Source organism: Paenibacillus sp. FSL K6-0276 (assembly GCF_037977235.1).
Taxonomy (GTDB): domain Bacteria; phylum Bacillota; class Bacilli; order Paenibacillales; family Paenibacillaceae; genus Paenibacillus_AQ.
Window position 1 is genome coordinate 4,454,620 of record NZ_CP150276.1, and the last position, 16,093, is coordinate 4,470,712.

16 protein-coding genes, 1 pseudogene and 1 riboswitch are annotated in these 16,093 nt (G+C 44.7%); of the genes and pseudogenes, 2 read left to right on the forward strand and 15 right to left on the reverse strand.

Annotated features, from left to right (window positions below; genetic code table 11):
* Positions 1-20: 20 nt before the first annotated feature.
* A riboswitch (cobalamin riboswitch) is annotated at positions 21-227 on the reverse strand.
* Positions 228-420: 193 nt separating this feature from the next.
* The 10 genes from MHH52_RS21085 to MHH52_RS21130 all read right to left on the reverse strand — a co-directional run bounded on the left by MHH52_RS21085 (position 421) and on the right by MHH52_RS21130 (position 9,186).
* Entirely contained in the window at positions 421-1,281 is an 861-nt protein-coding gene (locus MHH52_RS21085) for an undecaprenyl-diphosphate phosphatase (protein WP_313638831.1), read from the reverse strand.
* Between the two features lie 50 nt (positions 1,282-1,331).
* Positions 1,332-1,955, reverse strand: a complete 624-nt coding sequence (locus MHH52_RS21090) for a DedA family protein (RefSeq protein ID WP_313638832.1) — start codon at positions 1,953-1,955, stop codon at positions 1,332-1,334.
* Positions 1,956-1,972: 17 nt separating this feature from the next.
* On the reverse strand, positions 1,973-3,922 hold the full coding sequence (locus MHH52_RS21095) for an FtsX-like permease family protein (protein WP_340004299.1): 1,950 nt from the start codon (positions 3,920-3,922) through the stop codon (positions 1,973-1,975).
* Positions 3,897-4,667: an ABC transporter ATP-binding protein gene (locus MHH52_RS21100; RefSeq protein WP_340004300.1), complete on the reverse strand. Its 771-nt coding sequence runs from the start codon at positions 4,665-4,667 to the stop codon at positions 3,897-3,899. Before MHH52_RS21100 ends, MHH52_RS21095 begins: the two co-directional genes overlap by 26 nt.
* An 85-nt stretch (positions 4,668-4,752) precedes the next feature.
* Complete coding sequence (locus MHH52_RS21105) at positions 4,753-5,751, reverse strand: sensor histidine kinase (protein WP_340004301.1); 999 nt, start codon at positions 5,749-5,751, stop codon at positions 4,753-4,755.
* Positions 5,748-6,449, reverse strand: a complete 702-nt coding sequence (locus MHH52_RS21110; RefSeq protein WP_340004302.1) for a response regulator transcription factor — start codon at positions 6,447-6,449, stop codon at positions 5,748-5,750. Before MHH52_RS21110 ends, MHH52_RS21105 begins: the two co-directional genes overlap by 4 nt.
* Before the next feature lie 235 nt (positions 6,450-6,684).
* Entirely contained in the window at positions 6,685-7,149 is a 465-nt protein-coding gene (locus tag MHH52_RS21115; RefSeq protein WP_340004303.1) for an NlpC/P60 family protein, read from the reverse strand.
* 421 nt (positions 7,150-7,570) lie between these two features.
* Positions 7,571-8,365, reverse strand: coding sequence for a TIGR00266 family protein (locus MHH52_RS21120; RefSeq protein ID WP_313638964.1), 795 nt, complete (start codon positions 8,363-8,365; stop codon positions 7,571-7,573).
* A gap of 132 nt (positions 8,366-8,497) precedes the next feature.
* Complete coding sequence (locus MHH52_RS21125) at positions 8,498-8,995, reverse strand: DUF3278 domain-containing protein (protein WP_340004304.1); 498 nt, start codon at positions 8,993-8,995, stop codon at positions 8,498-8,500.
* On the reverse strand, positions 8,992-9,186 hold the full coding sequence (locus MHH52_RS21130) for a helix-turn-helix transcriptional regulator (protein ID WP_060622514.1): 195 nt from the start codon (positions 9,184-9,186) through the stop codon (positions 8,992-8,994). The genes MHH52_RS21125 and MHH52_RS21130 overlap by 4 nt, the downstream gene beginning before the upstream one ends.
* 181 nt (positions 9,187-9,367) lie before the next feature.
* On the opposite strand from MHH52_RS21130, the gene MHH52_RS21135 reads away from it, so the two are divergent.
* Positions 9,368-10,264, forward strand: a complete 897-nt coding sequence (locus MHH52_RS21135) for a rhodanese-related sulfurtransferase (protein WP_340004305.1) — start codon at positions 9,368-9,370, stop codon at positions 10,262-10,264.
* Between the two features lie 395 nt (positions 10,265-10,659).
* Here MHH52_RS21135 and MHH52_RS21140 read toward each other — a convergent pair whose 3' ends face one another.
* From MHH52_RS21140 to MHH52_RS21160, 5 genes and pseudogenes are all read right to left on the reverse strand, one after another.
* Positions 10,660-11,331, reverse strand: a complete 672-nt coding sequence (locus MHH52_RS21140; protein WP_340004306.1) for a YitT family protein — start codon at positions 11,329-11,331, stop codon at positions 10,660-10,662.
* Between the two features lie 317 nt (positions 11,332-11,648).
* Entirely contained in the window at positions 11,649-12,149 is a 501-nt protein-coding gene (locus tag MHH52_RS21145) for a Crp/Fnr family transcriptional regulator (RefSeq protein ID WP_340004307.1), read from the reverse strand.
* 178 nt (positions 12,150-12,327) lie between these two features.
* A pseudogene (locus MHH52_RS21150) lies at positions 12,328-13,600 on the reverse strand (fructose-specific PTS transporter subunit EIIC).
* A gap of 38 nt (positions 13,601-13,638) precedes the next feature.
* Positions 13,639-14,550, reverse strand: coding sequence for a 1-phosphofructokinase (pfkB, locus tag MHH52_RS21155; protein WP_313638968.1), 912 nt, complete (start codon positions 14,548-14,550; stop codon positions 13,639-13,641).
* Positions 14,551-14,695: 145 nt separating this feature from the next.
* Positions 14,696-15,460: a DeoR/GlpR family DNA-binding transcription regulator gene (locus MHH52_RS21160; protein ID WP_340004308.1), complete on the reverse strand. Its 765-nt coding sequence runs from the start codon at positions 15,458-15,460 to the stop codon at positions 14,696-14,698.
* Between the two features lie 307 nt (positions 15,461-15,767).
* Between MHH52_RS21160 and MHH52_RS21165 the strand changes: the two genes are divergently transcribed.
* Complete coding sequence (locus MHH52_RS21165) at positions 15,768-16,049, forward strand: hypothetical protein (protein WP_340004309.1); 282 nt, start codon at positions 15,768-15,770, stop codon at positions 16,047-16,049.
* The last annotated feature ends 44 nt before the right edge of the window (positions 16,050-16,093 follow it).

The window sequence follows — 16,093 nt, forward strand, 5'->3', positions numbered from 1 at the left end:
TTCCTATCTTCCGTAGGTGAAGCAGTGCTGTTGAAACAGGCAGGTCTCCTGGCTAGCGGTGTCAACATCCTTAGCAGTCTTCCCAGCAGTAGTAAATTGCCAGTGACATATGTTGCTATGGACTCTTCCGTTACAGTGGCGGGACCGCATCGGCTTCGAACCGAATTTCCCTATTAAGCCTACCGGACTACTAATTCCCGGCAAGCACCTGTCTCCGATATTGTCAAGCTAAAACGCCTTCGGCGTCCTTTTAAGGACGGTAAGCGTTTATGCGAGAATTATAAGGATAAAGTGAAACTTTTACTTTATCCTTATAATTAATAAAGTATGTGTCTTAATCTGATGTCATCATACGTGAAAGCCCCCATAATCTGCAATAGATTACGGGGGCTTCTGTTATATCGATTCCTTATAACGGATTTAGAAAAATACGAAATATACTACAGCAGCAAGTATTATCCGGTATATAGCAAACGGTAAAAGCTTGATCCGGTTGATCAGTTTCAAGAAGAAACGCATCGATAACAGCGCAAACACAAAGGCGCTGATAAAGCCTGCGATGAAGAACGGTAGAGCATCCATGGTGAAATATTGCCAGTTCTTCATCAGCGAGAGTAGACTGGCGCCTGCCATGATTGGAACAGCCATAATAAATGTGAAATCAGCAGCAGCGCGATGACTCATACCAAGGAGGACACCACCAGAAATCGTCGACCCGGAACGTGAAAATCCCGGCCATAACGAGAAGCATTGGACCAGACCAACACCTAGCGCCTGCTTGTATGTAATCTGATCAACACTCTCCGTTTGGATCTTCTTAGGTCCAAACAGATCCGCAATAATCATTAATACAGCACCGACTACTAGACCGATTAACACTGTTGATGTAGAGAATAAGTGCTCGTCAATATAATCATTAAACAGAACGCCCAGCACACCTGCTGGCACTAATCCTACAAGCACCTGTGTAAGCTTAAGGTGTCCACCCTTCTCGAGCTGCGGTTGTTCCTCAATTACAGGGTCCAACTGCTTCCGACTGAAACGCTTTAACCCCAACAGTTCAATGAACCTATTTCTAAAAATGACAACAACCGCTAATATAGAACCCAGTTGTATGACCACTTTGAATGTATTGGCCGTATGTTGCCCAAATAACTCTGTCGATTTCAACCACATATCATCAACAATAATCATATGACCTGTGGAGGATACCGGAGCAAATTCGGTCAATCCTTCAACAATTCCCAAAATAATAGCTTTAATAATCGTTAATAGCTCCATTTGTTCTCCTCCTTTTTAATCATAACTTTTATCTATAAGTCCTTCTCGGCTCAACCTTCGGTGTTCATTTTCCGGCTGCGCTTGCGGAAGAACAGATACCCCAGGATCACTAATCCCCCAGCAATAAGTACGTACACTACGTTGGAGTACATATCCATATACATGGCGATGTCTTCCCAAGACTCACCCAATGCCGCACCAATAAGCACAAGCAGTAGATTCCACCCCAGCGTACCAATCGTTGTGAAGATCATAAACACTCCAAATTTCATGCCCGACATCCCCGCCGGGATCGAAATCAAACTTCGCACTAGTGGAACCATCCGACAAAATAATACGGTCCAATAGCCATATTTGTCAAACCAAGCGTCAGCCTTGTGGATATCTTTTTTGCTGATTCGAAGTAGTCCGCCCCAGCGTTCAACGATCTTTTCCAATCGATTTACATCCAACAAACGACCAATATAATAGAGAATCACTGCCCCCAGCAAAGAGCCAAGCGTAGCAGCAATGATTACACCAGGAATGGTCAAATTCGTTGTGGTTGTCATGAATCCGCCAAAAGGGAGGATCACTTCGGAAGGAATCGGTGGAAATATATTTTCAAAAGCGAGCATTAGGAAAATACCGAAATAACCAAACTGCTCCATAAAATCTGTAATCCATGCTTGCATTTCGTAACCCCCATTATTCAGATCAAGTTCTTCTTCAAGTTGCGTAAATAACGGCTGCGAATAAAAAAGAAGTAAAGTCCCTGGACAGCCAAATATCCCAATAACACCGCCCCGGTCTCCACAGCAATAGATAAGTAGAACAACCGCTGAAGCGCAATAAAGGCAAACACACTATGCAAAATGGCCACCCCAACCGGCACAAAAAACAACAACGACAATTGTATCGTTACAATTCGGTTTAGCTCTTGATCTGTAAGCCCCATTTTGGACAATGTAGAATATTGATGACGATCATGATCTAGATCTGTATACAGCCGGAAGTAAAGGAAGCTGCCTGCCGCAATGAAAAAAACAGTACCCACCAGTAAAGAAGCGAATAGCATCGTGTTGTACAGTGTTCTCTGTATTTCAAACAGCGTGCCGCTAACAACAATCGCGTATGGAGAGTTACTTTCATAGGATCGTTTGCCTTTATGGGCAAGATCCGCCGCTATACCTACCGTTTGCGGGAAGTCATCCATATAAAATCCTGTATACAAATCTGTCTGTACGGGATCAATGGCCTTGTAAAGCTCGTCGCTAATCACGACACCACTGAAATCTCCCCCATCCCTTCCATCCAGCTCCGGCAATAGATATTCGGCTATCGGAACATGCTGGGTATAACCTATTTCTCTAATGGAAAGTCCTTGCTTCAAGGTGTATATCGGCTTTACTCTACCCGCTGTCAGACTCCGGTCTCGTTGCGAACCGATCATTACCAGTCCTTCATCTCCAGTAAGAGGGCGCTCATCCGTCGTAAACCCTGCACGAAGCAGAGCAAGCTTATAATCGCTGTAAGTAATCAAGGGAAGCCTTAACGTGCGATCTGGCCCGGTCTGAGATTCCACCTCTGCGTATTTGATCGGAATGCTAAGTGTCTCATAGGGTAAACCGAGCGTTGTAAGCTCTTCCTTAATTTCGTCCAAATGCTGATCAAAAGGGTCCTGCGACTGATTGCCTTTGGCTACATAACCAACCGCTGCGGGATAGTCCAGTTTCAATTCTCTGGAAAGCGTATGGATCGATGCGAATACTCCCACTGAAGTAAAAGATACTGCGGATACAATCGTCACCATAAAGAACATTCGGGCATTCTCTTTCCAGCGGTAAGACAAGCCCGATAAAGTAATAATATTCGTGTGGTTCCAATACAGGCGCCGGATCGTCTTAAGTAGTTTAACAGTGTAAATACTGAGCTGAGTATAAAAGAGATAGGTACCCGCAACCGTAATTACAACGACGGGGAACATCACCTTTTCAACCGAAGCCGCTTGTGCTGTAGCTGCCATATAATAGCCCGTTAGCAGCAATAAAGCAGACAATATAGATAACACCAAGGAGACTTTAGGCTCCTCTTCTGCTTTTCGTTCTCCCTGAAACAGCCGCATCAGTGATTCATTCCCAATAAAAAAGAACGTGCTCAGCGAGATTAGAATAAATAGCAGCGCAAAGCTACATATCGTAAGTACAAGCGCCTGCCATGGAAGATGAAACGTTAAAAGAGGTATTCCTAGAAAAGTAGATCCGATCATTAAAAACAACTTGCCCAGAATTAGCCCTAGTAAAGTACCTGTAAGGATGGCTGAGGTGCCGATCATCATATTTTCCAAAAATACCATCGTGTTGAGCTGTCGCTTCGTCATTCCATGCATCAACAAAATCCCAAACTCCATCTTACGTGACTGCAGGAACGATCCGACCGATACGAGAACGAACAAGGAGCAAAACACATAAATAATGGCTTCTGCCGCCATCATTGTATGAGCTGCTGTACTATAAACCAAGCTCTTAGAAATATCCGGATGGTAAATAAACAAAGCGCACACAAAAAAGATCATCACTGAAAAAGCACTGACGACAAAATAAGCCGCATATTTACGCTTGTTACGTGTAACATTCCTATAAGCGAATTGCCGAAAGGTCATGGCTAGTTCCCCCAAGCAGAGACAACATATCAATAATACTTTGGAAGAAGGCGCCTCTGCTGCTCCCCCTGTACATTTCACTATAGAAACGTCCGTCTTTAATAAAGATGACCCGATTACAAAAGCTCGCGGCCACTGCGTCATGTGTGACCATCAGCACGGTTGTCCCTTCTTCCTTATTCACCTCTGTCAGCATATTCATAACTTCACCTGAAGCTTTGGAATCCAGATTCCCTGTAGGCTCATCTGCTAAAATCAGAGCAGGACGATGAATCATCGCCCGGGCGATGGCGGTCCGCTGCATTTGCCCACCTGAAATCTCGTATGTCCGTTTTTGCAGTAAATGCTTAATGTCCAGCATACTTGCTACTTCTTTCAACCTGCTCTCCATTTCCGTTACACGGACACCAGCAAGTGTAAGAGGCAGTACAATATTCTCCTCCACAGTGAGCGTATCCAGTAGATTGAAATGCTGAAAGACGAAACCGAGCTCATGGCGGCGAAAGAGTGCCTTTTCTTTTCTGCTAAGCAGATTTGGATCTCGGCCGTTGATCAGAATCTGACCGGAGGTCGGCTGGTCGATGGTGGCGATCGTGTTGAGCAGCGTTGTTTTCCCACTCCCCGAAGGTCCCATAATGCCAACAAACTCCCCTTTTTCAACAGAAAAGCGGATATGATTCAATGCCTGAGTGGACACTTTACCCTCATATATTTTTGATAAATTATGAACATCTAGAATGGGCAAGTGTTACCTCTCCTTCTTTCGACTGGATTGCCTTCATTATACAAAGTGTATACACAGGCTGCCATTTCTCTAACTTACAATGACCTTACATATTTGTAAGGTAGGACTCCCTAAACACTATCCGCACGGTCGTGCCCTTACCTTCTTCTGAGCAAATGCTCACCTCGTGACCAAGTTTTCCGCAGATCTGTTTCACAAGATATAAACCCATCCCCGTGGATTCTTGAAAGGTTCGTCCATTCACACCTGTAAAATAAGGATCAAACACACGTGGCAGATCACCTGCTGGGATGCCAACTCCTTCATCTCGTATCTCCAGTACTGCTCTCTTTTCTTCTTGTATGTACCCATGAAAATATACATGTTTGCCGACTTCCGTCGTATAACGTATTGCATTCGTAATGAGCTGTGTCAGCACAAAACTTAGCCATTTCTCATCTGTGGTTACAGCGATTCGCTCATCTATTTTAATAGTAGGAAATATACGGGTACGTATGAACAGACGCTTCTGCTCTGAGGTCACTCCACGTACGAGGGTTTCCAAATCCAAACGTTCAACGTAAAAATCATGCTCGAAAGTATCTAGCCGAGCCGTATAAAGTACGGTATCCAGTCCTTTTTTCAGACGATCCAGTTCATCACCAATTGCTGTAAAAGGTGGTCCGTCCTTATCTTGAATCATCAAATGGATGACAGACAATGGTGTCTTCATCCCATGTACCCACTGATTAATAAAATGAATATGTTCTTCCAGCTTGTGGCGGTAGCTATGTAAATCATTTTTGTAGAGGCGGAATTGTGACCCTAGTAGTCCTCGTAAACTCACGGCAAGCGGAGAATCCTGTGATGGACCGCCAGCTTCATCTAGAGAGGAGGGTAGTGTCTCCAGACGTTCATAAAATGTACGATTGCTGATATACCGATAAGCAAGGTAGCTAAGCAGCAGACAAGTGCTGAGAAGAGCAGCGTACAGACTTACGTTCACACCACTGCCCCCATCCAGCCGATATACTAGTGTGATCAAGATGAGCTGTGCTAGATAGACAAAAATTAAAGGGATCTGCTCCCTTAAAAATAGCTTCAATCCTCATCCCCCCAATTCGGAATCAAGCGGTAGCCTTGACCTCGAACGGTTTGTAGACCGTCCGTAATCTCAAGAGCGGCAAGCTTTTTACGTACACGGGTGACATAGACATTAAGCGTATTCTCATCCACAAAGGCTTGATCATCCCAAATTTTTTCGAGCAGTCTGTCGCGGGTAACGATGGTTCCCGACTTTTGCATCAACTCATCTAGTATCTTGGCTTCCGTGTGACTTAAGTCCACCTTGGTTTCTCCTCGAGTAAGCACTAGTCGCTCCACATCCAGCGTCATTCCGGCAACGGATAGGGTACGCTCATTGTTGCTTCCCGCATAGGTGCCGTAGGCGCGTCGTAACTGGCTTTTGATTTTGGCCATCGCAATTTCATAATCAAAGGGCTTGGTGATATAATCGTCGGCTCCGTTCTCCAGCGCCATCACCTGATCCATTTTTCCGTCGCGGGCAGATATAAAAAGGATAGGGCAGGTGGATATCCCACGAATCTGGCGGCACCAGTAATAACCATCGTATTTTGGCAAATTAACATCTAACAGAACCAGGTGCGGAGCAAACGTTTCAAACTGAGTGCGAACCCGCTCGAAATCGTTCACAGCCTGTGTCTCATATCCAAACTTATGTAAATAATCCTGTAGCAGAGCCACCAGTCCACGGTCATCTTCTATAATAAATATTTTGAACATATCATGCCTCCGGTCACAGCCTTAACAATATAGGGGTTTGCCAAATAATATATACATCGCGGACAGGGTTAGTCAAATCTTCAGGGGTAACGTTAGACAAATCGTCAAGCGTATCCAGTGCAAAAAGAACCCATGAAGCTCCCGCTTATTGAGGGGTTCCTGGGTTCTTAGCTATTTAAGGTTCGTTGGATTTAATTAGGAAATGACTGCTTTTTAAGTAACTCAATAAAATAAATTAGTCCCACTGTTTCTTCTGCATCCCAGCGAGCACTCTCTGAACAGGTGCCCAGCCGATAAACTCAGGTTTCGTCCAGCCGGGAGCAGCTTGCAGATGACAAACTTCTAAATAGTGATCTATTCTAACCTTATCCCATGCATGAATAGCCTCACCGTTCCCAAGAGATAAAGCAACATGTCCCCAATGCTTAAGCTCCCCCTCTACCAAGCCAGAGCAGGAATAAAAAACAAATGCGCCCGCTGGCGGATTCCCAGTATTCTTGTGTGCCTCATACAACTCTGCGGATTCGCGGGCATCGCTGCCTCCCCACATTTCGATCCCATTGCTTCTCTCATAAGCGTCTTCTACAAAAGCAAGACAACGCAGCGGATACTCCTGTGAATCTAGCAGCTCCTTAGCCCAGGTTATTGCATTCTCAATTTTTTGGTCAAAGTCATAATCTAATTTCAATTCCAATTCCAATAGACATTCCTGAACCAGTCTCTCATGAGCCGGTATTTAATGGTTATAAACTAAACTATCCCAAGCCTATCGACTAAAAAAAGACCCTGAATGAGCATAATCATTCACGGGTCTCACTATATAGTTAGTTTCAGATACAGTATCGGTGGACATCACAGAGTCGATAATACAAACGTCGAACGGTGATATTACATCGAACATAAGTAATCAATGTCTTGTTGAAACAAACTGAACTGGTACTCTAAGGCCGCTCAATTAGCCCGATTCGGCTTTTCTACGGGATTTATACCGTTCTTTTCGCTGGATTCGCTCCATTCGGGCCAATCCCCAGAAATCAAGGGCATTTCTGCCCTTGTTTCGTCCCCCTGATAAACCACCGCGCTAAAACCGAACACTCTACGCGTCGAATGCCCATACAAACTTATCTGCCATCCAGCAGATTGCCGAGTCCGCCAAGCACACTTCCTTCTTCTTTGCGTCCGCTGTTACCGGCAGCGGACAATATGCGGTCAGCCATTCGGCTAAATGGCAGCGACTGTACCCAGACCTTCCCGGGTCCGCGCAGCGTAGCGAAGAATAGGCCCTCACCGCCGAACAGTGCGGTTTTGACACCTTTTACAAACTCAATATTATAATCCACCGAAGACGTCATAGCGACTAGACAACCGGTGTCCAGCTTGAGCGTCTCTCCAGGCTGCAGTGTACGTTCCATAACATAACCGCCAGAGTGTACGAAAGCTAGTCCGTCACCCTCCAGCTTTTGCATAATAAAACCTTCTCCACCAAAAAAGCCCGTGCCCAGCTTACGCTGAAATTCAATACCGATCGAGACGCCCTTCGCCGCACAGAGGAATGAATCCTTTTGACAGATCACTTTTCCACTGTATTGCTGAAGATCTAGCGGTATGATTTTGCCTGGATATGGGGCAGCAAAGGTGACACTTTTTCGTCCATAAGAACCGCTGTGTGTGAACACGGTCATGAACAAGCTTTCACCTGTCAGCAGACGCTTGCCCGCGCCCATCAGCTTACCCATCAGTCCGCCTCCACGCGAGCCTCCACTACCGTCACCAAAAATCGTCTCCATCGCTATTTCCTGATCCATCATCATGAAGCTCCCAGCTTCGGCAATTACACTCTCTCCGGGGTCAAGCTGCACCTCTACACACTGTATTTCCTCGCCCATAATGACATAATCAATCTCGTGAGCACTCATCCCGCAGTTCCTCCTTTTAATTACAAGCCACCCAGTGACTTTTTCAATGAAAATATACGCGTATTGCGACCTAATGTTTCATCCTATTAAGACGCAGCCCTGAATTTTATCTATTGAAGAGATATTGTGGCACTAATAACATTTCTTCACTTTAGACTTGCCTATGAAGTACATTGTTACGCCGAAGAATATCCCCCCGCATAGCCAGATGATAAAATTACTCCAGGTTAGTTCAATGAGACCACTTGCGAGATAAGGAAGTATGTATGCATTTAGTATAAACATTAACGATCCCCAATAAAGACCTGCCTGAAATCCACCTTTACGCAGCTTCTTGATCTTCTCCCTGTACTCCTCTTCACTGGTACATTCTAGTGAATCCAGCTCTTTTTTGCGAATCCGAAAAAACACTTTGCTAGCATAAATCATATTCACAATTAACAAGCCTATTGTCCCGATGCTAAGTGTATGCTTAAACGTATCTACAAGAAGACAAATGAACATAAGAGCCATAGAGAGGTAGAACATCAATGCCCCCGAAAATGCAAGCTCTTTATAGATTTCTTGCAGTTGATACTCATCACGGTCATCTGTTACGCCTATAAGACGATTTAACATTTTGTTCTTCATCGCTCTTCCTCCCAGAATAATGTGTTCAGGTCTGTATGTAGGATCTTAGCAAGTGCAATACATAGGAATAACGTTGGATTATATTTATCGTTCTCAATAAGATTTACAGTCTGGCGGGCGATGCCAACACGAGTTGCTAGCTCCATTTGCGTCAGTCCAGCGATCTGCCTATATTCTTTAACTTTATTCATATAAGACCCCCTCGTGTACAATATATATGACACTTGAGCGAAATGTCAATTATACATGACACACTTATTGTTACTGATTCAAGAGTATCTCTTGTCAAGCCTTGATAATATGTTACAATACTTTTTATACTTGAATGTTTATTTAGTAAGAAGTCTAACTCTAATGATAAAGGTGAAATGAATGAAACCACAATCGGAATTTGCAATTCTGCTATACTATAAATTTGTAAAAGTGCCTGATGCAGAACAATTCGCCCAGGAACATTTGGCTTACTGCAAAGAGCTTGACGTAAAAGGACGGATTCTCATCTCAGATGAGGGCATTAACGGGACACTATCCGGTACGATTGCCCAAACCGAGCAATACATGAAGGATTTGCGTGCAAACCCGTTGTTTAGCGATATCGTCTTCAAGATTGATGAGGCTGATGCTCATGCCTTCAAAAAGATTTTCGTGCGTTATAAAAGTGAACTTGTGACCTTCCGTGTCGAGGAGGAACTGGACCCTAACGTGATCACGGGAGAGCATCTGGCGCCCAAAGATTTCTATGAAATGATGCAGCGCGATGATGTGGTGATTCTGGATGGCCGTACCGGCTACGAATACGATCTTGGTCATTTCCGCGGCTCCATCCGCCCCGAAGTAGACAGCTTCAAAGAATTCCCGGACTGGATTCGTGAGAATATGAGCGAGCTTAAGGATAAACCAATCCTGACCTACTGTACAGGCGGGATCCGCTGCGAGAAATTAAGCGGGTTTATGATGAAGGAAGGCTTTGGGCAGGTGTACCAACTGGACGGCGGCATTGTATCCTATGGTAAAGACCCTGAGGTACAGGGCCAACTGTTTGATGGAAAATGTTATGTCTTCGATGAGCGGATCTCCGTACAGATTAATCATACCGACGGGGATATCGTTGTCGGACGTTGCCATCACTGCGGTCAACCAGCTGACCAATTCATCAACTGCGCCAACGATGCTTGCCATCTTCAGCATATTTGCTGTGAGGACTGCGAAAAGGAGCATAGTGGTCATTGCTCGGACGAATGCGTCGCTATCACGAATGCAGCGCACTAAATAAAGGTATAGATAGGGCAGTGAGCTGACCATGCAACCCAAAGAGGGATTTGTCCACCCGCGAGACGATATTTGACAGAGCGCTCCAATGTGCTTTTTCCCAATAAATATTAGCCCTGGATTGTCTGGCTGAAGGTGGACGCAAATGTCTCAACAAGATTCAAAGATGGGCACCAGAGTCGTAGGTTAACTAAAAGGTGGCGCACAGGATTTTTACTGTGCGCCACCTTTTAGTATGGACGAAGCGTCCGAGGTCTAGATTTACTCTAGCAACGCCTGATGTCTGCAACACTTTAAATCACGTCTCATATCCAGCAAAAAAAAAGTCAACCAGAAATTCTGGCTGACCTTAAATGTAGTATATCCCCAAATAAGCTGTTATATACCAGCCTTCTTCACATTACCGTTCCATCATGTGGTTTACGCAGCGTAGACTGAATCTTTGGCGCCTTCACTAACTTTGGTTTGCCTAATGAGGTTGTAAATGTGATCACATAGCCAGCTACGACTACCGCCATCACCGTATACATCGTTTCTTTAACAGGCATATAGAAGAGTGATAGTGCCAGAACGATTACATCCAACATGATGAATACTGTACCTACTTTGATTCCCTTCCATTCACTGATCAGCAGCGACAAAACATCGTCTCCACCACTTGCGCCGCCGCTTCGCAGAATAATTCCCGCTCCTAAACCTGTCAGTACGCCAGACAAAAGGGCTGCTATTGCCAAATTGCCCTGCAAGTTGATGATCAAACCGGAATATCGTTCCATAAGTCCGTAAAAGATTGTAAAAGCTCCTACAGAAACAAAGGTGTTGCACACGAACGCTTTCCCTTTGAACATCCATGCAATCAAGAGTACTGGAACGTCTAGAAGCAGAGTAGAAATTGAAGGTGAAATTCCTAATACATATTTGCCGAGCAGCGATAATCCTACGAATCCGCCCTCAGACAAATGGTTCTGAAAATTGATGTGATAATAAGCAAATGCAAGCAAAAATGTTCCAAACAAAATGACTGTCAACCGGAGCAGTACATTCACTCCGTGATTGTGGTTCCTCATACAGGTCTCCCCTTATCGTATATGGCGGCTAAACGTCCCACCAACCTCTACGACGGGTAAAACCGGAGGTGTTGCTCCTTCGCATATATATACTCCTTCCCCTCGCAGAGGCGGTTCGTCGAGTAACAACGGTTCACGCACCTTCTACAGGGAAGCTAAGTATAAGACAGATCATAACGTTTCCAAATCGTCCTTTGGGGAATCGTCCTTCGGGGACACATGGTATCCTGATCCTTTCTCTAATTTAATAAGTTCTGAATACATTATACCACGGAGATCCCCCACTCTAAACACTTTGCTATAAAAATAGGCAGGAATCACTCCGCGGTTCGCAGCAAACGATTGACTGTTTCGCGTCTCACACCGATCAATTGTCCAATTTCTTCCTGTGTCAAAAGCTCTGTTAGCGCTGCGCCATGAGAGTAGTCATTGAACCAGCGGGTTAGCAGTTCCAAACGTTCTGCTGGCGTACCAACGGTAAGGTGATCTAGCCGCGTCTGCATAAACCGTACCTTCTCCTGAAGGAGAATGGCGATTTCCATCGCTCGACCTGGCTCATCACGTACCCGTTGATACCATTCCGCTGAAGGTACTGCCTCCACTTCGCTCTTCATCATAGCTACCGCTGTTCCATGCGCCTCCTTTGGCGAAATGAGTGAATGATGGGGAACCATCTCACCGGGATACAGGATGTTGAATAGCACCATGTTCCCATTCTCATGAAGCCTTGTTACCTTGAACAGCCCGCTTTTTACCTTATATAAGAACTCGCAGCTGTCCCCTTGGCGGAACAAGACCTCCCCCTTGTGTAGTATCATCTCGCTCGCTCCTTTTCCTTCAGATTATATATATATTTTCAATTATACAAAAATAAACCTCAATCAAGGAGATAAATCTACCTATGGGTGAGGAGAATGTGGAGACCTAAGTCCATGCAAAAACTGCCAAGCACCAGAATAAGAGTCTGGCACCCAGCAGTTCAAATTATTTATTTTATTACTTTGCCTCAAGCGGCTTCTTCCATAATCCGAGCATTAATCCGGAAATGACTGATCCGATCAGAACGGCCAACAGGAACAACAGCGCGTGGCTCGAGAGCGCAGCTACAAATATCCCGCCATGCGGCGCTGGAACGTTGATATTCCACAGCTGTGTAAGACCACCAGCAACGGCCGAACCAAGAATACAGGAGGTTAGGACACGAAGCGGATCGGCTGCGACGAATGGAATTGCCCCTTCCGTAATAAACGACAAGCCCAGTACATAGTTCGTTAAGCCTGATTTGCGTTCTGATTCCGTAAACTTATTTTTAAAGAAGGTAGTAGCCAATGCTATTGCAAGTGGAGGTACCATTCCACCTGCCATTACAGCCGCCATCATGAACCGTTGGTATTTCCACTGGTAGTGAATACCCCAATAGCAAAAGTATAAACCGCTTTATTGAAGGGGCCTCCCATATCTATAGCCATCATTCCACCGAGAACCAGACCCAGAATAACTGCATTAACGGTTCAAAGGTCATTAAGCCAATTAATAAGTCCTACATTCATCCAGCTAAAAATCGGATCAAACAGGTAGTACATCAATCCACCAGTTATCAAGAGGCCGAATACTGGATATAACAGGATCGGCTTCAGTCCGTCGAGGGTTTTCGGCAGACCTGCAAATACTTTGCGCAGTCCGATAACTACATAACCTGCCAAGAAACCTGCGGCTAGACCGCCGAGGAATCCAGCGTTAGAATTCAAGGCCATATAATCGCCAGCAGAATACCACCGCCGACTACAAACGGCAGCATGTGGGAGATACCGTTCATCAAGTCCTTATATATTTTACTGCCGATACTGCCAGATTTCTCTTTTGACTCTTCGTCATTGCCGCTGCGACAATTACACCACTTGCACGCCGAATCTCATCGGGTGTTAATACGTTTTTGGCACCCTCTGAACCATTCGTCTCTACGCGGATATTGACTCCCATTTCCAGAGCCTTCTTCTTGAGCGCATCTTTGGTTTCATTCTCTTTTTCCTTAGCTTCCCCTTCAGCCTGCTTGGCATCGAACAAAGCGGATACCTCATCCGGGGTTTGGGTATTCATCAGCTGTTCAATGAATTCTCTATCGATCAACAATCTCTTTAAAAAGGATCGGATCATTAATTCGACCATTAGCGGCAAGGCTGGCAATCAATTCATCAATTGCTCATTCTTTAGTGGTTGCTTTTAAATCCATGATCATTGTATCTTTTATCATCAAATCCGTAATTTTCATTTCTTCCAACTCCCTTGAGTACTTTGAATGCTGCTTGCTTACACTTCTGAGATGTCGATCAGCGGTCTCAGCTGCTCAATGAATTCTCTATCTGCCAGGTCATCAGAGAACGCGGTTGCGCTACCTGAGGCAACACCTGCACGGAACGCCTCCATCAAATCTCCAGTCAAGGATAATGTGCCGACGAAACCAGCGATCATGGAATCACCTGCACCTACAGAATTCTTCACTTTTCCCGCCGGCGCATTGGCATGATATACCCCATGTTCTGAGATAAACAAAGCTCCTTCACCAGCCATTGAAACTAGCACATGCTTCGCGCCAGCTTCCAGCAGTTTGCGTCCATAAATGATAATCTCTTCCCTTGAATGAATCGTAACGCCGAATAGCTCTGCAAGTTCATGATGATTAGGCTTAACGAGCAACGGCTGATGAGGTAGTGCCTTTTTCAGCGCTGAACCCGTTGTATCAATGACGAATTCAGCTCCACTTTGTTTGCATACTGATATCAACTTGTCATAGAAATCTGCACCCAGTGATGGGGGAACACTTCCTGACAAGATCACAACATCATCCACATTCAGAGCGGCCAGCTTCTGTAACAGCGCATCGGCCTCCGTATCACGGATGACGGGTCCTGCACCGTTAATCTCCGTCTCCTCTCCATGCTTGAGCTTGATGTTAATTCGGGTATCATCAGATACAAATATGAAATCACTTGAAATCGATTCTTTTCGCAACCAATCCTCAATATATCGGCCAGTGAATCCTCCTAGGAAACCCATAGCCTTATTCTGAACTTCAAGCTGATTTAACACACGTGATACGTTAATCCCTTTACCTCCGGGAAGCTTCAAATCACGTTTCATCCGGTTCAAGTCACCTAGTTTCAAATCTTCAACTTCCACGATGTAATCAATGGAAGGATTAAGCGTTACTGTATAGATCATGATTATCCCTCAATTATTTTGGTTTTCTAAGCCATAGATTACCGCCAACACTTGCGGCAAGTGTAATTTTTCCAAACGATCTTACGATGATTCCTTTGCGGCAAAGTAGCAGCCATTTCGATCTGTAGAACATCATTACCTAGGTTCATACCAGAGAGACGTCAACGCCCATTTGCGTGATCTCACGGATGAACTTGTCAGACGCACCAGAATCAATAATGCAGTGATCCATTTCCGTCACATCAGCAACCTTACAGAAGGAAACCTGACCCAGCTTGCTATGATCAGCCAGTAGAATCACTTGTTTCGCAACCGAGATCATCTTGCGCTTGGTCGCTGCTTCAAGCATATTGGGTATCGTGATGCCTTCTCGTAAATCCAACCCATTTGTTGCAAGAAAGGTTTTATCCACTCTCACCATATCTAAAGAACGTTCTGTCATCGGTCCTACAAAAGCCAGCGTATCCGGTCGCAACATACCGCCTGTAATCGAAACTTCTATATTGCGACAATCCCGCAGCTCATTAAGCGCCATGATCGAATTCGTAATGACCTTGATATTAGAAAAGGTCTTCAGCTCTTTGGCGATCTGCAATGTTGTCGTTCCAGCATCCAGCAGAATAGCGTCGCCCTCCTGAATCATATCTACAGCCTTGCGTGCAATCCTCTGCTTCTCATCCAACAAGCGATCTTCCTTATCTGGATATGTCGCCTCAAAGTTGACGCTTAGTAGCGATACTGCCCCGCCATGCGTCCGTTTCAACAGCTTGACATCTTCAAGCTCTTTCAGGTCACGACGCACAGTAGACTCGGATACGCCCATTTCCTGACTTAGCTCCTGTACCGAAGCCCTTGAGTTCTTTTCCACAAAAAGCACGATTCTTTGTTTTCTCTCTTCCTCAAACAACATCGTGTTTCGCTCCTTTAAGTAACAGCTCTATCTCTGCGCTTATCTTTGGAATTTTGTGATCATTAATTGATTATTTATGACTAATATTGCCCATTTGTGCTCGTTTGTGATTTTAACAGCGTTTTCATCATCTGTAAAGCGCTTAAACACTAAAAATGGCTCACGGACATGATGAAAAAAATGGAATGATCTCAGCTTACCTTAAAGGTGAAAAAATCCCCTTAGAAAATTAGATACCAATTGCCTATCTCCTCAACCGTGTTTAAAACATATTAATACTACATATAGGAAAAGCGGGTGATCAGAAGTGGCCAACGGAAGAAATAACAAAAAAAACAACGGTAACAGCAATGTTAATAATAATAATAATGATAATATCAATGGAAAAGTCACTAGCAGTGAGGAAGCTGCAGAGCTAAGCGCTGAAGATTATGAGATCATTGCTGCCGCACTGGCCACTTTAGGGGACTTTTTTGCTTTTTTAGCTCTCGTCAAGGCAAAACAAGTTACGAAGGAAACCGGTGGCGAAGTCGGCCCAGAGCTCTTTATCCAATTCAGAAAAAATTCTCCCCGTAGGAAACGGCGTTAAGGCCATAACGACTTCACTAATTCATATGATGATATTTTGTTGTC